This window comes from Nocardia panacis (assembly GCF_003598715.1).
Lineage (GTDB): Bacteria > Actinomycetota > Actinomycetes > Mycobacteriales > Mycobacteriaceae > Nocardia > Nocardia panacis.
This window is the reverse complement of the sequence record NZ_QZFU01000006.1, coordinates 124,336-143,862: the sequence shown is the minus strand read 5'-3', so window position 1 is coordinate 143,862 and position 19,527 is coordinate 124,336. Positions and strand designations below refer to the sequence as shown.

The following is a 19,527-nucleotide window of genomic DNA, read 5'->3' as shown; positions in this document are numbered from 1 at the left end:
TGAAAGACTTCCTGACCTGGACTTCTTTTTTTGGCCGAGTTCGGTCCGGAGAGTTTGTCTGCTACGGGCAGGTCTGCTGATACGGCAGATCCGGGATCTGATCGTGCCATTCCGTCTCGTTCAAACCGCGCCCCGCGCGCCGCATGCCAGTTCGGCGGCGTGGACCCGAGCATCGAGGATTCCGCTCAGGTCCGACAGGTGCAGGAGATTGTCGAGTCCACCCGTGGCGAGTGTGCGTCCATCGGGACTGAATGTGACGGTGATCGCGGATTGTTCGGAGGATACCGTGACGAGTTTGTGCGGGTTGGTGACATCGGAGGTGTCCCACAGGACGAGGCGTTCGTCATTGCCGGTGGTGGCCATGAGGCGTCCATCCGGGCTGAAGGCCGTCGAACGCACCCAGTCCGTGTGTTCCATCAGTGGACTGCTTGCCATTTTCGGATGGTCACGGTCGTCGATATCCCAGACGATGACGCTGCCATCGAGACTTGCGGTGACCAGTGTGCGCCCCTGCGGCCGGAAAGCGAGCGTGCTCACCACGCCGACATGATGCATGGTGCCTCGGCGCGTGCCTCGGCTCGGATCGGTGACATCCCACAGCGTCGCGGTGTAGTCGTTGCGGGCGCTCGCCACGGTGTGCCCGTCGTCGCTGAAGGCGACTTCCTGAACGGTTGTGTCCGTATCGAGCCTGGTCGACAGCCGGGGTGCTTGTGGGTCGGTGACGTCCCATAGCAGCGCGCCGAGGTTTCCAGCGACGGCGAGGATTCGGGCCTGCGGAGCGAACGCTGCGGAACTGACATCACCGATGCCGGCATTTCGAGTCATCAGCAGCCGGGGAGCGCTCGGGTCGTGCAGATCCCAGAAATCCACATTGCCGTCATACCGCCCTGCGGCGAGGATTCGGCTGTCCGGGCTGAAGCTCACGCCGCCGACCGGCCCGGCCGACCCGGTGAGCGAGCCGACCAGGGCAGGCTGGGATCGGCCCGCCGTCGTCCAGAGTTCGACGGTGCCGTCCAGACATCCGGCGGCCAGCATCGCGCCGTCCGCGCTGAAGCGTGTCGAGCGCACGGCCGCACCGCAATGTCCGAGTGCGGGTGGCTTTGCCGGAACAGCGCTCCCCGCGGGGCGGCTCAGGATTACGGCCCCGCCCACACCCGCCGAAGCCATCTCGCTTCCGTTATCGGCGATCGTGACCACGCTGTAGGGACGGTGCCCGCCGGTGGTCACGATGTCTCGAGTCGGTTTCGTCGGATCGGTGAGATCGCTGTGGATCCATCCGCTTTCGATAGTGGCGATGTCGAGTGCATCGCCGGTCTGGTCGAAACTGAGGCCTTCGACAGTGTTGGGCAGATTGGTGAGCCGCGCCGGCCTGCCGGGCCTGCGGGGATCGGTGAGATCCCAAACTTGGACAATGTTCTCGTTCGCGACTGCGCAGCGGCGACCATCCCGGCTGAAGACGACCGCATTGGCGATCGAATCGGCGTGCGCGGTGAGATCGGTGAGTCTGATCGGAGCGGCCGGATCGGTGATGTCCCACAAGGCTATTTCCCCGTCGCGGTCTCCGGTGATCAGTCTGCGGCTGTCGGGGCTGAAGGCGATCGAACGCGACCAACTCGACTGTGTGATGATCCGGCCGACCTGCTTCGGGATCGCCGGATCACCGACATCCCAGAGAATCGTGGACTTGTCCGGGCTGCTCGTGAGGAGCAGCCTGCCGTCGGGGCTGAAGCCGGCCGTATTGACGCTGGCGGTATGACCGGGCTGTGTGCTGAGGAGAATGGGCAGGGCCGGATCGGCGAAGTCCCACAGCGACACCGAGCCATCGGTTCCGCCGACCATCAAAAGGTGCCCGTTGGGAGCGAACGCCAAGGAGATGGGGACACTCGCACTGGTGAACGCCGTGACCTTGCGGGCGCCGTTCCATACCGTGATTTCGCGGCTACTCCAACCGGTTGCCAGCAACTGCCCGCCGTGGCTGTAGGCGATCGCGCTCGCCGCACCGTTTCCCGTGATCGTGCCCGCGTAGGGTTGTATCAGACTGGTGATCAAACCGGCGGTGGTCGATGTCGTGCTGTCGAGTCGATCGGCGGCGATACCCAGCATCAACGCGAGTTGCGGCCCGCTTTCTCGCGTGGCGGCGGCTCGATCGACAAGTCCGCGAGCAACACTCGCGCGCTGCCGCTTCTCTGCGATGCCGCGCTGGTAGATGGCAACAGTCATCCCGGTCAGTGCGCCTACCAGCAAGACCACCAATGCCACGATCACGCCTCGGCGAATTCGGCTCGCGCGTCGCTCCGCTCGCGCGCACGCGTCCAGGAAGCGCCGCTCGAGCGGACTGACCTCGGTGGGATGTGCGTCCGCCCAGTCAGCTGCCAGTTGGAGCCGGGAGCTGCGGTAGAGCAGGTTCGGATCATTCCCGTTCCGCTCCCATTCGAGTGCGGTGTCGGTCAGTTTCTGGTGAACGAGCAGGCCGGCGCGATCGGTATCGATCCAGCCGCGAAGCAGGGGCCACGCATGTAGCAACGCCTCGTGGGAGATCTGAGCCGTATCACCATCAACCGTGATCAGGCGGGCTGACGCCAGCGCCTCCCGAGCGCGGGCGGCAGCCGGGAACTCTCGGGTGAGCGCGCGCAGATCCACCCGCCTGCGGGTGTCCTCCGTGTCTTCGTTGAGGTGCACCATCCGCAGCAGCATCACCCGCATCGCGTCGCGCCCGGCCTCGTCGAGTCGGTGGTAGACCTCCTCGGCTGCTCGGGTGACCGCGTGCCACACGCCACCGGTCGCCTCGTACCCGAGCACAGTGAGAGTCTTGTCGCGCCGCCGCTGCCAGGTGAGCAGCAACGCGTAGGACAGCAGTGGTAGCGCCCCGGCGGCGAATTCGCGACCGGCGCCGACATCACTCAGGACGCGCGAGGCCAAGCGGGGCTCGATCCCGAGACCTGCTTGCGCAGCGGGCCTTTCGATCGCCTCGCGCATCTCGCCCTCGGTCATGGGGCCGACCGTGACCTGCCGCCCCGCGAGCGCTTCGGCCAATTCGGGGTAGGCCAAACAGGATCCGTAGAAGTCTGCGCGTATACCCAGCACTACCAGCGCCGTCCGCTCCTGCGCGGCCGCGCGGATCGCCTCGATGAACCGGCGCCTTTGCGTCTCGTCACGGCACAGGGTGAACAGTTCTTCCATTTGGTCGACCACGAGCAGCACCTGCTCGTTCGGCATCGGCCCGCGCATGATCGTGGCCAGGCTCGCTGGATCGACCGTCAACTGGTTTCGGAGGGTGTCCGGCGTCGTATCAATCAGTGTGGCGAGTCGTGTGGCGAGTGTCTCGAGTGGCTGCTCACCGGGGGTGATGATCATGTGCGGCCACCGGTGCGAATCAGGAACCCGCAGTTCGCCATCCATGACAGCGGGGATGAGCCCGGCCCGTAGCAGTGAGGACTTGCCCACCCCCGAGCGGCCGACCACAGCGATCGGTTTCCCGTCGGCGGACCACTCGGCGAGCCTGCCAAGCAATTCGCCGAGCAACCGCGACCGACCGAAGTAGAACGCGGCATCGTCGGCGGTGAACGTGTCGAGTCCGCGGTATGGGCAACGCTCATCGGAACCCCGCACTGGTTCGGGCGCCGCGGCGACGGGCGCCGGTGCGTGCGCCGGGTTGGACGTCAGCACGAGTTCGCCTGCCTGGCCGCGGAGATGACGGACCGGAGCGGGACTCCCGTTCAGCGGCAATGCGCGGCGCAGATGGCGATAGGCTCCCTCGAGGGTCAGATCGGGTGTCTCGGTGGCCACGCCGTGCCGAAGCACAGTGATCAATTCCCCGCTGAACGCGGTGTGTTCCCGACCCTCCGGAGCCAGCGCGACCTCACTCGAGGATGCGGCCGCGAGCACATACATACCACCCGATTCGGCGAGGTCGAAGGCGTCTTTGGTGGCCGGGCCGAACACGTCGTAGGCCCGTCCGGCGAAGCAACAGTCGAGCACCACGATGATCGTCCGCGCCGCGGACCGCCGCAGCGCTCGGCTCACCGCCGAGTAGGGAAGGGCCTTGAACTCGAGCCGATCCCGGTGGTGGTCGGTGTCGTGAGTCGCCAGATGCAGCTGGTTTCGGTCGTCGACGAGGCCGTGTCCGACGTAGTAGAACAGGAATACGCCGTCGGTTCGTGCGGCCGCTTGTACGAGCGCGGCCTCGAAATCGGCCGGGTGCGGGTCGATTACGGTGTGCACTTCCTCCGGGCCGAGGCCGCATCGGTCGATCAGCACGGCGCTCAGCGCGCGGACGGTGTCGGATACCGCAGGGATATCGGGCAGCGCGGAATTCGGCGCATGCCTGCCCGTTCCTACGACCAGTGCGCGAGAACCCTTGGATCCCAACCTCATTCCGAAGCGGCGGGGTCCGTGCCACCTACCTTCGCGAGACTCTCGGTGAGCGCCTGTATGGCAGCGGCGTCCAGTTTTCGGACGCTGGTGGATTCGAGTTCGTAGTGCTTTCCGTCCGGCATCGTCACTCTCAGCGTCACATCGCCGACCCGGCTGCGGATCCAGGTGACCAGCGTTCGAGCCGCCAAGATACCCAGTCCACTCGGTGTCAGAATGAAAATGAGACCACCGAGGGCCGACCCGAGGGTGCCAGGCTCCGGTGCCTGCTCGGTGGACGCGACCCGTGGACGTAGCTCGTCCTCGGCCACCAATCGCCCCCAGAGCGAGCGCAATTCGTTTGCGGCACTGTCCGCTTCAACGCCGAGCTGTACTTGCACGCACACCCCATCGCCGTCTTGATGAATGGTGCAGAAGTGTATCGGGTCGTCGGTTCCGGCGGGTGCTCAACCGTTCGGTTGAGGGGTTGGTGGTGGGTGGGCTGGGTGGATACGGTCGCCGCGCTCGGGATTCGGAGCGGCCGGATCGGGGCGTCGGCGGTCGGAGGTGCGCGATGGGTTGGCGGAATCGTAGGGGGATGGCGGGGTTGGTGGCGGTGGGGTTGGTGGCGGGGTGGGGACTGGTGGGGTGTGGCAGCGTGCAGAGGGGGTGCGCAATGTGATCTATCTGCTGGGGGATGGGATGGGGCGCAGTCAGATCACGGCGGCGCGTGATCGGTTCTATGGGGCGGGTGGGCGGTTGAATATGGAGCATCTGGGGGCGGTGTCGACCTACTCGGTGGAGGCGGACAGCGAACGGCCTGTGCGGATGTGATTCTCGGCGGTGGTTCGGCCCGGTTCATCGCCGAGGATCGGAAGGCGTTGGTGGACAGTGGATATCGAGTGTTGGGGAATCTGGACGGGGCGGTCGCGGTGGCGCACGACCTGGATGCGGTGTCCGCGGAATTCGACCTGTTCCAGATCCATCTCGACCTCACTGTCTCGGCGCGCGGATCACGCCGTGAGTTGCTCCAGTTGACGCACCACCTCGTCCACCGGGACGGAGGTGTCGATCTCGACGGTGGCGGCCCGGCGCAGCAGCGGTTCGACCAGGGCGCGGTGTTCGAGAATCATTTCGCGCTCCTGCTTGCTCTTGCCGTAGGGGTTGTTGCTGCGCTGCGCGATGCGCTCCAGCATGACCTGCTCCGGAGCGCTCAACAGGACCACGTGATCGAAGGACTTATAGAATTTGTATTGATTGGATTTGCAGCCGGAGACGAAAAGCTTTCCTTCGCGATGCCCGTCGAGTAGTTCGGTGATCGCGTCCTCGCGCCAAATCCAATCGGTGTCGCCGTCGTCCTCGGTGACCCATCGGCACCACGCGTCGGTATCGGTGTCGACCACGCGATGACCATTTTCACCGAGCTTTTCCAGAACGGTCGACTTTCCTGTTCCCGACATTCCTGTGACCAGTACTTTCGGCATTCGCAGAGCCTAGCATTCGTCCCGGTTGTCCCGGAATTCGCTAGCGCATCCGGGATTTTCGGACGACGAAATTCCCCAGGGCCAGGACATCCATCCCGGAAGCATGGAAGGTGCGCATCCGAGTAGGGACTCTCGTATTCGGCCTGGAATGCGTGAGTGTAGTGGTATTCGGTGCCGACGATCTCCGGGATATCGGCACTGCCGAATATTCGCCCGAGTTCCTGTCGATGCAGTGTGCGCAGCGTATCCCGATGGACGGTGGACAACTGCCTTTCCTGTCGGCGGATCGTTGCCTTGTCGACCGGTTGGGTTTCGCGCAGGCGTCGATAGAAATCTGCGACTTCCAGGCAATAGCGAATGGCATTGATCGGGTAAATGCCGAACTCGTGTTTCGACCTGGACGCCTGGAGTGGCCGAATCGCCGCAGTATTCCAGGATTTCGCCCATTTCGACCGCAGCCCGCGCGAGAATGTCGACCCGGCGGGCCGCTGCGACGACGAACAGGTGCGGGCCGCGCTGCGGGACGCGGGCGCGGACTTCCTGACCGATCTCGACACCCCGATGGCCAAGGGCTACGCCGGTGGCACGGAGCTGTCCGGCGGACAGTGGCAGCGGGTGGCCCTGGCGCGCGTGCTCTGCGGTGTCCGGTCGGGCGCGCGGCTGGTCATCCTCGACGAGCCGACGGCCAATCTGGATGTGGTGGGCGAGACCACGGTGTTCTCCCGGCTGCTCGCCGAAACCGCCGGTGTCACCACGATTCTCATCTCGCACCGGTTCTCCGCGGTCCGCATGGCCGACCTGATCGTGGTGCTGGTCGGAAACCGCATCGCCGAGGAAGGCCCGATTCAACGATGCCCTGCCGGCGGACGCGCGTTTCGTCGGCTGCCGGATGGTCGGCGTCGATCTGACCTCGCTGCGCGGACTGGCCATGACCTTCACCATCGAGGACTGCAATCTGCATCTGGCCAACCTCGCCGAGGCCAGGCTGCGCGGGCTGCGCATCACCGGCTCCGACCTCACCGAGGCCGACCTCCACCGAACCGACCTGCGCGACGCGGTTTTCGAGGACTGCGTCCTGCGCGGAGTCGAACTCTCCGAGACGCGATTGCAAGGGGCCGATCTGCGCGGGGCCGACCTCGGCGGTATCAGCACCAACGCACCGCGCCAATTGCGTGGCGCGACAATATCTCCGGAACAGGCGGCCGAAATCTGCCGCGCCCTGGGCATGAACGTGCTGTGATCAACGCTCGTGCAGTAGCAGCAGGGTGTAGGCGGCCAGGGAGCTCGCGGCGCTGATCTCGCCGGTGCTGATCATGGTCTCCACGGTCGCGCGGGAGAACCAGGCCGAGCGCATATCCTGCTCCTCCACCTCCCGATGCGGTGCTCCCTCGGTGAGATTCGTGGCCAGGTAGACATATCCGCGCTGCGCGGTCATCCCCGGCGCGGCATCGAAGGCGCCCAGCGGGGTCATGGTCGCGGCGCGCAGCCCGGTCTCCTCCCGCAACTCCCGATGCGCCAACCGCAGCGGATCGTCATGGGTGCCGGGCGGTGGTGTGCCCGCGGGGAATTCCCAACAGCGTCGCCGCACCGGATACCGGAACTGCTCCACCAGATGCAGCCGGTCACCGTCGAGCGGGATGATCAACGCGAAGTCGACCCGGTCGACGACACCGTAGATCCCGGTACCGCCATCGGCCCGGCGCACCGTGTCCTCCCGCACCCGCATCCACGGATTGTCGTAAACGGCACGACTTTTCAGCGTCTCCATACGCAGGGATCATGCCGCAGTCCCGTCTCGGGGCGGGTAGACACGGCGGTTCGCTATACGTCCCAGGTGACCGGCAGACTCTTCGCGCCATAGATATCAGCGGATTCCGAGCGCAACTGGACCTCTTCGGGCTCGACGGCCAAGCGCAGGGTGGGGAAACGCTCGAACAGCGCCGGGAAGGCGGTGCGCAGTTCGACGCGGGCCAACTGCTGGCCCAGGCACTGGTGGATGCCGTGGCCGAAGGCCAAATGCCTGGCCTCGCTGCGGGACAGATCGAGCACATTGGGGTCGGTGAAGCGGTCGGGGTCGCGGTTGGCGGTGTTGTAGGAGACCATGACCGTGTCGCCCGCCTTGATTGGATGGCCACCCAGTTCGACATCCTCGAGCGCGGTTCGCATGAAGGTCTTGGCCACGCTCAGATACCGCAGGATTTCCTCAACGGCCTGATCGATGAGGTCGGGATCGGTGCGCAGCGCGTGGAGTTGCTTCGGGTTGCGCAGCAGGGCGAAGGTGCCGAGCGAAAGCGTGCTCGCCGTGGTGTCCAGGCCCGCTACCAGCAGGAGCAGACCGATGCCGCGCAGTTCCTCATCGGACAGATCGGTGTCGGTGAGGTCGCTGAGGATGTCGTCGGTGGGCTGCGCGCGTTTGGCGGCGACCAGTTCCGCGAGGTAGTCATTGATGGCGAAGTAGGCCGTCATCTGTTCGTCATTGCTCGCCTCGCCGCCGAGGAGTATTTCGGCCCACTCGTGGAAGTGCTCGCGGTTCTCGTGCCGCACGCCGAGCAGTTCGCAGATCACAATGGTCGGAATGGGTTTGGCGAAGGCGCTCACCAGGTCGACGGGCGGGCCTGCCGCCGCCATGGCGTCCAGGTGCTCGTCGGTGATCTGCCGAATGCGTTCGGTGAGTTGGCGCATCCGCCGCACGGTGAACTTGCCGACCAGCGGTTTGCGGTAGCGACTGTGCTGCGGTTCGTCCATTATCAGGAATTCGCCGGGCGGCGCGGGCGGGATCTCGATCCCGGTGACGTCGATGCTCGGGTGGCGCATCAGTTCCTTGCGCGAGCTGAATCGCGAATCGGCCAGCACCGCTCTGGCCAGGTCGTATCCCGTGACGAGCCAGCCGGGGTGATTGCCGGGGAAGGGGTAGCGGCTGATGGGTCCGTGGGTGCGGGCCTGCAGCAGTTCGGCGGGCGGATCGAAGGGACAACCGGATTGGCGCGCCGTCGGCATCGTGGTGACGGTGTGCAGGGATTCACTCATACCCATTCCTCGGATATACGTATACGACTGCGGATAAGCACACTATAAGTAGATGTATACGTACACGCAAGGCGTGTGGGTCATGCGATCAATGTCGGGATCGGACGGAGGGGGTCGGGCAGGTTCGCGAGAGCGGGACGTTGGGGTATGTGTCGTCGAATAGCGGTACATGGATGGAGATCTCGGTATCGGCGGTGTCCAGCAGGTCCGCGTACCAGGTATTGACCCAGCCGAAGGGCATGAGGTGAACCAGTTCGCCGCGCTCCTCGAGGCGTTCGCTCAGTTCGGACAGGATGGCGCGGGCGTCGGCGCGATTCTCGACGTCCCGTTCGGCGGCGTCGAGGAAACCGTTGACCACGATCTGCCACGCGCCCGCGCGGGCCACGATGCGGCGCACCACCGGCACGGCGATCTCGGCGACCCGAGGATTGTCGTGCTCGACGCCGACGGTCAGCAGCAGGCAGTCGAAGAAGGGATGGCGCACACCGATATCGGCCGGTTCGAGGTCGATCGCGTCCGGGGTGCCCGCGAGCACCGTGTATTCGAAGATCCGGCAATGCCGGGTGCGCAGTCTCATGCCCGCTCCGATCGTGAGGTCATCGCAGCGGTGCGGACAGTTCGAGGTGAATGCCGTCGGGATCGCTGAACGAGAGAATGGTGATACCGAACTGCGGCAGTGGCGTCACCGCGCCGTGTTCGATCTCGGCGGCAGCCAAACGCGCTGCGACGCTGTGCAATTCGGCCTCGGAGTCGACCGAGAAGCTCAGATGGTCGAGTCCGACGCGGGCGGAGTCGAAGCGGTCGCCCGCCGGGGCTACCGGGCGCAGTCCCAGCAGCATGTCACCGATCTGGAAGACGACGCCGCCGTAGAGCTGTTCGGGATCGTTGCGCACCGCTTCGTTGCCGGGGTCGCCCGCCGATTCGGCCGCGATCGCGAGTCCGAGCACATCGTGGTAGAAGCGGCGGGACCGATCGATATCGGTGACGGTCAGTCGAACGTGGTGGATGCCTGCGGTGGCGACGAGGGCCATGGACAACTCCGAACTCTCCGAGGCGGAAGACGACGTCGGACCGACGCCGAGGGTGCCGTCGCAGCGAGTCCCGCTGACCCGTGCGTCGGCTGTCCCCGTAGATTACGACGCCGCTCGACGCGACCCGAGTGTCGCGAACGACACTTTGGGTGCCGTTCGCGACATTCCGTCAAGTCCGCTGGACGCGCGTCGGTCCCTACTCCCACGACAGCATCGAGGCGCGCACCTCGGCAATGGTCCGGCCGCGACGTCGCCGGAACAGCGAGCGCAATGTGCCCGCGTTGAGATAGCCGACCTTGGTGGCGACGGCCTCGACGGTGAGCGGCGTCGTGCGCAGCAACTGGGTGGCGCGCTGCAACCGGATCTCGTCCACGAAATCGCGCGGCGACATGCCGATCTCCGCCCTGGTCGCGCGTTGCAGACTGCGTGCGGTGATACCGAGCGAACGGGCGGCGGCGGTGATCTGGAACTGGTCGGCCATGTGGTCGCGCACCCAACGTTCGAAGGTGGCCACCAGGGAATCGCCGCGCGCCAGCACTTCCGGGATCGCGTACTCACTCTGTGTCCTGCTGCTGCCCGCCGCCATGTAGCGCGAGGTCAGCTCGGCCAGCGCCGGGCTGCGGGCGGCGATGAGCGAGAGCGCGAGATCCAGATGCAGCAGCGCCGCCCCCGCGGTGGTGACCCGACCGGCCCGACACAGCGCACGCCCCTCCTCGACGGCCACCCGCGGATAGCGCCGCCGGAAGGTGGGACCGAGCCACCAACTCGTCGTCGCGCAAAGACCGTCCAGCACACCGGATTCGGCGAGGAAGAAGGTCCCCGTACAGGCCGCCGCCAAACTCGCGCCCGCACGACTCAAACCCGCGATGCGATCGAGCACCGGACGCGACGACGGATCCGACACCAACTCGACCAGCGCATCGGCCTGCAGAACCTGCACCGCGGGCACGATCACCAGGTCGACGGTGCGCTGAAAATCCGCCAGAGGCGTGGTCGGTATGACATGCCCCCGCCCGGATTCGACGCTGTCGCCCAGCGCGACCACCCGCACCCGCCACGGCTCCGGCGGATTCTCGATCTGGTCGCGCACACCGTTGGCGGTGCTGAAGGCTTCCAGGACGGCGGAGAGACCGAAATCGGCCACCCCGTTGACTGCGAAAACGGCGACGTCCATGTCGCAAAGAGTACTTAATCGCGTGTTTGCGACAGGGGGTTGTGGCGAAACGTTGCCGGATCGTTGACTGCCGGCCGGATATCGCCTACGTGGCCGGCTGATCGGCAGGGTGGCCTGCCGCAGTTCCGGGCGGGCCGGAGGCCGAAGCGGCTCGCCCGGGCAATATCACCGCGGGCGAACGCTACTCGATCGAACGCTTTGGTTGGGTAGGCAATGTTCCCAGCGTTGCCAATCTTCGTCCCGGCGGTCGCTACGCGGGATAACGACTGTCGAATCGGCTTTCTCTTCGATTCCCCCGGCCGGGAATGAATGATACTGAAGGAAATCTCAAAACCGTGTTCGAGAGGTGACAATGCGCAGCGCCGAGCCAGTGACCGTCGCCAGTGGATCGGATACCGCGCCCAATAAACATCTACCCGAAACCTATTTCGACGATCTCCCCGGCGACTTTCCCGAAGGGGATGCGCGCGTCCGGATCGAACGCGCACGTGCCTGCGATGTCGCGGGTATCGTGCGCGCCTACGTGCTCGGCAGCCGCGAGGCATTTCGGCATCTCGACCGCGACGAGCATGTGCGCACCCTCTTGTTGAGATCCCTCGGCCCGCGCAGAGTTGTCGGATGCGCGCGGGCGATCGCGAGCGGCGAGGCCATCTATGTCGCGCGGACATCACGGGGTGCTGTCGTCGGCTACATCAACCATGAGCCACCGGACAACGGCACCGCATACATCGCCGCCGTCTATGTCCTGCCCGGCTGGCATGGTCGCGGAATCGGACAGCGGTTGATGAACCGCGTACTGAACGAACTCTCGAATATGTGTGTGACCAGAGTGTGGCTGTACACCACCGAAGGCTCGACGGGTCAGCAGTGGTACGAACAGAAGATGCGCTTCGTCTCCGGCGGGTTGGATGACGTGCCCGAACCTCTGGCGCAGGCCGGGATTCCCGCCTACCAGCGGGTGCTGAGTTTATCCATCTGATGCCGCAGCGCGACCGCGCACCGCGCGAGGATCCCGAACTGCCATTTCGGAGAAAAATGCAATATTGGGCACGATGAGGCAAGAGAGGCGACATATTCGCCATTTCCGGCCGTTGCGTAGGCGCGTAGCGGACAGTTCTGTCGGCATGCTTGGCGCGAACGTGATTCGGTTCGAACTCATCGAGTATGCGGGAGCGGCCAGCGATCGATGGCGGTGAGCGCCTGCCGGGGCTGGGGAGAAGGAGCGGCGAGTCTGCGGTTGGCGTCCGCGAGGTAGCGCTCGGCGAGCAGCTCGCCATCGCGCGGGACGTCAGGGCGCAATCGCAGCGCCTCGGCCAGCCAGCCGGTGATCTGCCGCAGCACCTCGGTGTGCGTCAGGTTCGATGTGCCGTCGAGAAGCAGGCCGCCATATGACGTGTCGATGAGTGCTGCGCCGGCGAGATGCTGCAGGCAGCGGGAGATGCCGAGGGCGTGGTCCAGATCGCGGTAGCCGACGAGGGCGGACTGCCAGTGGCGCAGCGCGCGGCGGTGTTCGCCTCGGGTCCAGAACAGGGCGGCGGCAGTCTCGTACATACGGGCACGGCCCGCCGGGTCGCGCCCGTCGGCGGTCAACTCCTCGGCCGAACGCAGGCAGTGCAGCGCGGCGTCGAGGCGCATGCCGCGTAGATGGAGCACGGCGAGGTCGATGAGTACGCACATCCGGCCCGCGATATCGGCGCGGGGCGATTGCCGCCACGCCTGGTCCAGCAGGCGTTGCGCCGCATCGGGATTGGGTTCGGACAGTCGCAGCGCCTCGCGGTGGGTGCGGCGGGCACGCAGGGCCGCGGCGTAGCGGTGCAGCGGTGCGACTCGCGACCGCAGGGCAGGCGCGCCTGCCCTGATCTCGGCCAATTCGTGCTCGATCGCGAACTCCGGATCTGCGGTCAGCCTCGAAACAGCTTGTGTCAGTTCTGTATCCGGTTCGCGGCCTAGTCGCGCGGACCAGCGGTCCAAAGCGTCGGCCAGTACCGCCAAATCGGGGACGAGCGGGCGGACCTCGTCGGAATCCAGTGGTTGCGTCTCGTCGGGCTCGAGTGGTTGTGTCTCGTCGGCTCCGGCTCCGGCTCCGGCTCCGGCTCCGGCTCCGGCTCCGGCTCCGGCTCCGGCTCCGGCTCCGGCTCCGGCTCCGGCTCCGGCTCCGGCTCCGGCTCCGGCTCCGGCTCCGGCTCCGGTTCCGGCTCCGGGGGCGGCGAGGACGAGGACGAGATCGCGCAATCCGTCGGCCTCGGCGGCGAACCACCGTTGCGCGCCCGCGCTGAGGGCGGCCGCGTCGAGCGCGATGGTCCACTGGCCTGCGAGCCGCGCGTAGTGGCGCACCAGTGCGGGCAGCGCCGCCGACCATGCGGGATCGGCGCGCACCTCGGCCGGTCCCGGTTCCGATGGCGCGGCGATCAATGTGACGCGATCCTGTGTGCCGTTGGCTAGGACACCCTGATAGATAAGTTGGGCGATGACCGCGCCCGGTGTGCGCGATTCGATCCGCGCGCCGGGAATCCGGGTCGTCGCCGATACCACGGCGGTCAGCACGTCGTACAGCGCGGCGATCTCATAGGTGCGCCACGGTATTTCGCGCAGGATCGCGGCGATCGGATCGCGGGGGAGGTCGGGATCGATCCGCAAATCCGGCGGATCCTCGCGCACCGGGGCGGTATTGAGCGAACCGAGCGGTACGAGGTCGGCGGTCGACCGCACGGTCCGCAGCAGTTCGGCGCGCCGCCGCAGCGCCACGGCCTTGCCCCACAGCACATATCCGGCCGCCAGCGCCACAATCAGGACCGCGACCCCGGTCAACCATCCGGAGATCGGGGCGAGCAGGTGATTCTCCCCGATCCAGATCTCCAGTAGTTTGGCGGTGATCTCCAGCAGCATCGAGGTGGAGATGACCCACGCACCACCCAGAAACCCCTGCCACAGCGTGGATTTGGCGAGGACGGCGACGGCGGGTTCGTCGGCCGAGCGAGCGCCGTGGCTCATCGCAGCACCCCTCCGGTGAGTCCGGGCACCAGCAGGCGCCGCCAGGTGAGCAGCACCAACAGCACCGGCGGCGCGGCACACAGCAGCGCACCGGCGGCCAAATGCGCCGCGCCCTCGTTGAATTGGCGGGCCTCACCCCACAGCAGCAGCGACCACGGGCTGAGATCGGCCCCGCTCACGAGCAGCCCGACGAAGAAGTCGTTCCACACCTGCACCAACTCCAGCACGGCCACCGCACCCACCGCGCGCGCCGCCGTCGTCCTGATGCGCCGCAGCGCGCGCCCGCGCGGGGCCTCCGGTTCGGCGGTGGCGGCGGGGGCGAGCAGCGCGCCGCGCAGGATGAGGGTGGAGATCGGCAGGCCGATGGCCGCGTGGGTCACGATGAGCGGCAACGAGGTTCCGGTGAGTCCGAGATGTTCGATGGCGGTGTGGATGGGGCCGACGTACAGCTGTGCGGGCAGTACGGTCAGCACGATCAGGAAGGTCACCGCGATGCGGGCCGGCGTGTGTTCGGGCCGCAGCGCGGCCGTGTAGTAGGCGGCGGGCAGTGCGGCGGTGAGCAGCAGGCAGGTCGCTATGACGGCCACGACGGCAGTCTTGCGCAGCGAGCGCCAGATCTCCTGGTCGTGCCAGATCGCGAACGGACCGTCGAAGGCCGAACCATCGAATCCGATCCAGCCGACCACGACGAGGACCACGATCGGGGCCAGGAAAGCCAGCGCGACCAGGGTGACGCGCAGCAGCGGCCGCGCGCCGGAAAGCAGTCGACCGGCGCGGGAGGCGGTCGGTTCGAGTCGGATGCGCACCGGCACCGGGCGGGTGAGCGGTTCGGGTCGCGCGGCGCCGCGTCCCGGCGACTGCGACAGCCAGGCCGCCACCCCGATCAGCACCGCCAAGGGCAGCGAGAAGGCCGCCGCCGCACCGGGATCCGCGCCATCGGTGGTCATCCGCCACCAATGCACCGTCGCACTGTCGAGCACGTATTGGCGAGAGCCGGGCACCGCGATCAGCACCACGTCGAACAGCCGCGCCGCGGCCACCCCGACGACCAGGCCGAATACCCAGAGCATCGGCCGCAGCAGGGTATACAGGCCGCGCAGGGTGGGTCGGCCGTCGGGGCCGCGCACGTGCGCCGACTGGACCGGGTCGGCCTCGATCTCGCCGATGGCGGTGCGCAGCAGCACGAAAAGCGCGCCCGCCCAGGTCCAACCGAAGGCCGCGCCGAGCAGGATCGCGTACAGCAACCACTGCGCCTGGACCCGGAAATTCTGCGCGACAATATCATTCGCGACATCGATGGGCAGTTCGAAGATCAGCCGGAAGGCCAGGCCCGCCACGAAGGCGGCGACGCCGAACGGAACGATCAAGGGCCACCAGGGAATCCAGGTCCGCCGTAGCCTGCGGGCCGCCAGCAGGGCGAGACCGAGGACGGCGACCGCGACCACGACGCCCGCAGTGGTGCGGGCATAGGCGAGGAACCCGTCCGCGCCCAGGATCGCGGCCAGTGTGCCGATCGCGACCACGCCCGGCAGCGAGAACAGACCGACCGCGATCGCCTTGTGCCGCAGGATTTGTGCCGCGTACCGAGACCACAACCCGCGCGCCACCACCGCGGCCGCGAGTACGACCGCGCACCACAGCACCACCACCCAGCGCGCTCGCGCCGCCTCGACCACGGTGGCCGCGGCGGGCACGACCAGTACGGCCGTGAGCGCGGCGGCGGGCAGCAGCAGCACCCAGACGAGCCTGCCCCACAGGTTCCACCCCGGCACCAAAGGGCCGCTCATGCGCCTGGGCGCGAGCTCGATGATGAGGCCACCCGCCTCGAATTCGACTGGGGTCACGGTGTTTTCCGCTCGAATCGGGCCAGCGCGGCGACGGCGCGCTCGGTCTGCTCGCGCAGCCGGTCCACCTTGCCGTCGCCGACGGCGATGAGGAATTCGGTGAGGATGCGCCACAGTCCATCGCGGCGGCCGACCGTGCCCACCAGGTCGGCCAGGTCGAATTCGGTCCAGGAATCGATCCAGGCCGTCGGTTCGAGCGCGCGCAGCAGCTCCGAGGAGCGGATCGGGGTGCGGCGATTGGGGGCGAGGAAGCCGCCATTGTCCCGGATCCAGGTGAGCGGCGCCGCCGGATCCGCCAGCGCCGAGACCACCTGTGTGGCCGCGCTTTTCGCCCCTGCGGTGAGCACGATGACATCGCCGCCCGCGATCAGCGGACGGTGCCCGCCCGGCACCGCGGGGGGAAAGCGCATGACGCCGACCGCGTCCGCCGGGCGACCCGCGCGCGCCAGGCTGCGGCGCACCACCGGTTCGGCGAAATCGGGGGCGACGACCATGGCGGCGCGGCGATGTTCGAATACATCGCGCACCGCATCCGGGTATTGACGGGTGAGCGTCGCGGCGACGCCGCCGGGAAATGCGAACTTATTGCCCCATATTCGGCCGAGTACGGTGAGCGTGGCGCGCACCGCATCGCGATCCCACTGGCGCGTCCAGCGCACGCCGCCGCCGGGGCCTGCCAAATCCTGGTAATCCCAAGGTGTGCCATTCTCCCAGAGGGATACGTCGAAAAGGACGTTCTCGAACATATTCGCCAGCACCCAGCCGTCGGCCGCGCCGAGCGCGAGCAGATTCGGTCGATCGGGTCCGGAGAAATCCTCCTCCATGCGCTGCGGCCATTCCGACAGCGTCCAGGAGCGGGGCTCGTCACCGGGCTCCTTGCCGAATGCGTAGCGGTCGTACCAGACCAGGGATTTATTGGCGGCCTTGAACGGCACACCGTAGGGACGTCCATTGCGCCACAGCAATTGTTGCCATTCGGGAGCGTACCGCCAACCATCGGCATCGACCCATAGGCTCTCGTCCAGGGGACGCAGCCCTTCCTCCGCCAACTCCGCGACCCGGCCCGCCTCGGGCAGCAGCACGATATCCGGGGCCGAGCGGCCGCGCGCACCCAGCGCGATCCCGATATCGTCGCCGAGTGGTAGCAGTTCGACCGCGCCCTCGATTTCGCGGTCCCGCAGCACCTTTCGGAAAGCGGACAATTCGAAACCGCTCCACGGCACCGCGATTCGGACTTTGCGCTCGTCGCCCGAGAGCACGCCGCAGGCCGAAACCAGGGGCAGCGCCAAGCCTGCCCGCAGTATTGCCCTCCTCGCGACCACAGCACCCCCGAAAATATTTGTGCGGTAATCCATTTCCGTCGCGAGGGCGAGTTTACCCCGCCGGGGGCGAATTCTCGGCGGAATATGCGTCGCCGCGGATCGTTCGAGTTGGTCGATCGTACGGGACGGTGGTCTTGGCGACCGGACAGCGTCTGCGCTGGGCATACCCCCGATTTCCATGGGCCGCACCGCATTCGGCGATAGCCGCGCGACATTGCCAGTGCCGGGAAGGATCGGGCACGGTGGATACGGTGCCCTGATGCGACGCGGACGACAGGTGTGGTGGCGCGCGGCGGCAGTATCGCTGCTGGTGCCGGGGTTGCTGACGGCGTGCGCGGACAAAGGTGCGCCTGCAGCGGCGGACTGTGTGACGCCCGCGAGCGGCACACCGACAGCCGCGCCGCCGCCGCAGGTCGGCGCCATCGGGAATCTGAGCACCAACCCGGAGATCGCCACCGGATACCGCGCCGGCATGGCGGCGGTGCATACCGGCGCGTTCGCGGTGTCGACCGCGAATCCCATTGCCACCGAGGCGGCCTGCCGGGTGCTCAGCGCGGGCGGCACCGCGGCCGACGCCCTGGTCGTCGCGCAGTTGATGCTCGGACAGGTGGAGCCACAGTCCTCCGGCCTCGGCGGCGGCGCATTCCTGATGTACTACGACGCGACGCGTAAATCCGTCGAGGCATACGACGGTCGCGAGGTGGCCCCCGCTGCGGCGACCGAGAACTATCTGCGGTGGAAGTCGGACACCGATCGCACCGAACCCGCGCCCAATACCCGAGCGAGCGGTCGCTCGATCGGTGTGCCCGGTGTGCTGCGCATGTTGGAGACGGCCCACCGCGAACACGGCCGGGAAAAATGGCGTGATCTGTTCAACCCCGCGATAGCCCTGGCCGATCAGGGTTTCGCCATCAGCCCGCGCCTGGCCGCCCAAATCGCCGACTCGGCCAAGGAATTGTCCGTTGACGACGCGGCCCGCGCGCTCTACTTCCAACCCGACGGTTCGCCGAAGAAGGTCGGCGTCACCCTCGTCAACCCGGCGCTGTCGAAGACGCTGGGCGCGATCGCCACCGACGGCGTCGGCGCGTTCTACAGCGGCGCGATCGCCCACGACATCGTCGACGCGGCGAACACCGCCTCCGGCGGTCGGACCCCCGGACAGTTGACCCTCGCCGATCTCGCGGGCTACCAGGCCAAGAAGCGCGAGGCCCTGTGCACCGACTATCGCGGTCACCAGATCTGCGGTATGCCGACGCCGTCCTCCGGCGGGATCACCGTCGCGGCCACACTGGGCATCCTGTCGCACTTCGATCTCGCCGCGCTGCGCCCCGAGGCGGCGGACCGCAATGGCGGTCGCCCCAATCCCGAGGCGGTGCACCTGATCTCGGAGGCCGAGCGCTTGGCCTACGCGGACCGCGACCGCTACGTTGGCGACCCGGATTTCGTGCCGCTGCCCGGTAACTCGCCGCAGACCCTGCTGAATCCGGACTATCTGGCCCGCCGCGCCAAACTGATTGATCCCGCGCACAGCATGGGCACCGCCCGCGCGGGCGAATTCGGACCGTCGCCACTCGGTGTCGGTCCCCAACAGCCCGAGCACGGCACCAGCCACATCTCGGTGGTCGACCGCTACGGCAATGCCGCGGCCATGACCACCACCGTCGAATCCGCGTTCGGCTCCATGCATATGGTCGACGGCTTCCTGCTCAACAATCAGCTCACCGACTTCTCGGCCGACCCGCACGCCCCCGACGGAACCCCGCTGGCCAACCGGCTCCAACCGGGTAAGCGTCCGCGCAGTTCCATGAGCCCCACCCTGATCTTCGCCCGCGCCGCCGACGGTTCGCGCGGTGAGCTCACCCATGTCGCGGGCTCGCCGGGTGGCGGGGTGATCATCCAGTACGTGCTGAAAACCCTGGTCGGCATGTTGGATTGGGGTTTGGACCCGCAGCAGGCCGTCTCCGAGGTCGACTTCGGCGCGGCCAATACCCCCGTCACGGGAATCGGCGGTGAGCACCCGGCCATCGATCCGTCGGATCGCGGCGACCACGACCCGCTGGTGCGCCGTCTGCGCGAGCTCGGACACCAAGTGAATGTCGCCCCTCAGTTGAGCGGCCTCAGCGCGTTACAGCGCGAACCAGGGGGCTGGATCGGCGGTGCGGATCCGCGGCGCGAAGGCGTCGTCCTGGGTGCGGGGCGCTGAACGCGGGGATTGCTCGAATCTCGAACGGCCGGTCGATCCACGACCGGCCGTTTTTCTGTGCGCGATACGCCCCGTCGTTCGGATGCCGCGGACCGGGATTC

15 protein-coding genes and 1 pseudogene are annotated in these 19,527 nt (G+C 67.1%); 5 read left to right on the top strand and 11 right to left on the bottom strand.

Annotated features, from left to right (window positions below; all coding sequences use genetic code 11):
- Window positions 1-120 precede the first annotated feature (120 nt).
- Together D5S18_RS01040 and D5S18_RS01035 are read right to left on the bottom strand one after the other, a co-directional pair.
- Window positions 121-4,374, bottom strand: a complete 4,254-nt coding sequence (locus tag D5S18_RS01040; protein ID WP_120036984.1) for a caspase, EACC1-associated type — start codon at window positions 4,372-4,374, stop codon at window positions 121-123.
- The gene (locus tag D5S18_RS01035) at window positions 4,371-4,751 is read right to left on the bottom strand and encodes an effector-associated constant component EACC1 (protein ID WP_282434813.1); all 381 of its coding nucleotides are present in this window, start codon (window positions 4,749-4,751) and stop codon (window positions 4,371-4,373) included. Before D5S18_RS01035 ends, D5S18_RS01040 begins: the two co-directional genes overlap by 4 nt.
- Window positions 4,752-4,998: 247 nt before the next feature.
- Here D5S18_RS01035 and D5S18_RS01030 point away from each other — a divergent pair, with 247 nt between their 5' ends.
- Window positions 4,999-5,184, top strand: coding sequence for an alkaline phosphatase (locus D5S18_RS01030; protein WP_239003453.1), 186 nt, complete (start codon window positions 4,999-5,001; stop codon window positions 5,182-5,184).
- 179 nt (window positions 5,185-5,363) lie between these two features.
- Here D5S18_RS01030 and D5S18_RS01020 read toward each other — a convergent pair whose 3' ends face one another.
- Window positions 5,364-5,834 carry an AAA family ATPase gene (locus D5S18_RS01020; protein ID WP_120036978.1) on the bottom strand — a complete coding sequence of 157 codons (471 nt, stop codon included), beginning with the start codon at window positions 5,832-5,834 and terminating at the stop codon, window positions 5,364-5,366.
- A 375-nt stretch (window positions 5,835-6,209) separates the two neighbouring features.
- On the opposite strand from D5S18_RS01020, the pseudogene D5S18_RS36305 reads away from it, so the two are divergent.
- Both D5S18_RS36305 and D5S18_RS01010 read left to right on the top strand, forming a co-directional pair.
- A pseudogene (locus tag D5S18_RS36305) lies at window positions 6,210-6,509 on the top strand (ATP-binding cassette domain-containing protein); the annotation flags it as partial.
- 214 nt (window positions 6,510-6,723) lie between these two features.
- The gene (locus D5S18_RS01010; RefSeq protein ID WP_120036976.1) at window positions 6,724-7,074 is read left to right on the top strand and encodes a pentapeptide repeat-containing protein; all 351 of its coding nucleotides are present in this window, start codon (window positions 6,724-6,726) and stop codon (window positions 7,072-7,074) included.
- On the opposite strand, the gene D5S18_RS01005 is transcribed toward D5S18_RS01010, so the two are convergent.
- From D5S18_RS01005 to D5S18_RS00985, 5 genes are all read right to left on the bottom strand, one after another.
- Window positions 7,075-7,602, bottom strand: a complete 528-nt coding sequence (locus tag D5S18_RS01005; protein ID WP_120036974.1) for an NUDIX domain-containing protein — start codon at window positions 7,600-7,602, stop codon at window positions 7,075-7,077.
- A gap of 53 nt (window positions 7,603-7,655) precedes the next feature.
- Window positions 7,656-8,861, bottom strand: coding sequence for a cytochrome P450 (locus D5S18_RS01000; RefSeq protein ID WP_120037308.1), 1,206 nt, complete (start codon window positions 8,859-8,861; stop codon window positions 7,656-7,658).
- 88 nt (window positions 8,862-8,949) lie between these two features.
- Window positions 8,950-9,438 (bottom strand): hypothetical protein, encoded by a 489-nt coding sequence (locus D5S18_RS00995; protein ID WP_120036972.1) that lies wholly within the window; start codon window positions 9,436-9,438, stop codon window positions 8,950-8,952.
- A gap of 19 nt (window positions 9,439-9,457) precedes the next feature.
- Window positions 9,458-9,892: a VOC family protein gene (locus D5S18_RS00990; protein ID WP_120036970.1), complete on the bottom strand. Its 435-nt coding sequence runs from the start codon at window positions 9,890-9,892 to the stop codon at window positions 9,458-9,460.
- Window positions 9,893-10,088: 196 nt separating this feature from the next.
- Complete coding sequence (locus tag D5S18_RS00985; protein ID WP_120036968.1) at window positions 10,089-11,066, bottom strand: GlxA family transcriptional regulator; 978 nt, start codon at window positions 11,064-11,066, stop codon at window positions 10,089-10,091.
- Window positions 11,067-11,418: 352 nt separating this feature from the next.
- On the opposite strand from D5S18_RS00985, the gene D5S18_RS00980 reads away from it, so the two are divergent.
- Window positions 11,419-12,045, top strand: a complete 627-nt coding sequence (locus tag D5S18_RS00980; RefSeq protein ID WP_120036966.1) for a GNAT family N-acetyltransferase — start codon at window positions 11,419-11,421, stop codon at window positions 12,043-12,045.
- 176 nt (window positions 12,046-12,221) lie between these two features.
- Here the strand turns inward: D5S18_RS00980 and D5S18_RS35150 are convergent, their stop codons facing one another.
- The 3 genes from D5S18_RS35150 to D5S18_RS00960 are packed head-to-tail and all read right to left on the bottom strand — an operon-like array spanning window position 12,222 to window position 17,223.
- Window positions 12,222-14,057 (bottom strand): hypothetical protein, encoded by a 1,836-nt coding sequence (locus D5S18_RS35150; RefSeq protein ID WP_162500963.1) that lies wholly within the window; start codon window positions 14,055-14,057, stop codon window positions 12,222-12,224.
- On the bottom strand, window positions 14,054-15,901 hold the full coding sequence (locus tag D5S18_RS00965) for an ABC transporter permease family protein (RefSeq protein ID WP_120036960.1): 1,848 nt from the start codon (window positions 15,899-15,901) through the stop codon (window positions 14,054-14,056). Before D5S18_RS00965 ends, D5S18_RS35150 begins: the two co-directional genes overlap by 4 nt.
- Entirely contained in the window at window positions 15,898-17,223 is a 1,326-nt protein-coding gene (locus tag D5S18_RS00960) for an ABC transporter substrate-binding protein (RefSeq protein WP_239003452.1), read from the bottom strand. The genes D5S18_RS00965 and D5S18_RS00960 overlap by 4 nt, the downstream gene beginning before the upstream one ends.
- Before the next feature lie 259 nt (window positions 17,224-17,482).
- Here D5S18_RS00960 and ggt point away from each other — a divergent pair, with 259 nt between their 5' ends.
- The gene (gene ggt / locus D5S18_RS00955) at window positions 17,483-19,426 is read left to right on the top strand and encodes a gamma-glutamyltransferase (protein ID WP_120037306.1); all 1,944 of its coding nucleotides are present in this window, start codon (window positions 17,483-17,485) and stop codon (window positions 19,424-19,426) included.
- Window positions 19,427-19,527: the final 101 nt, after the last annotated feature.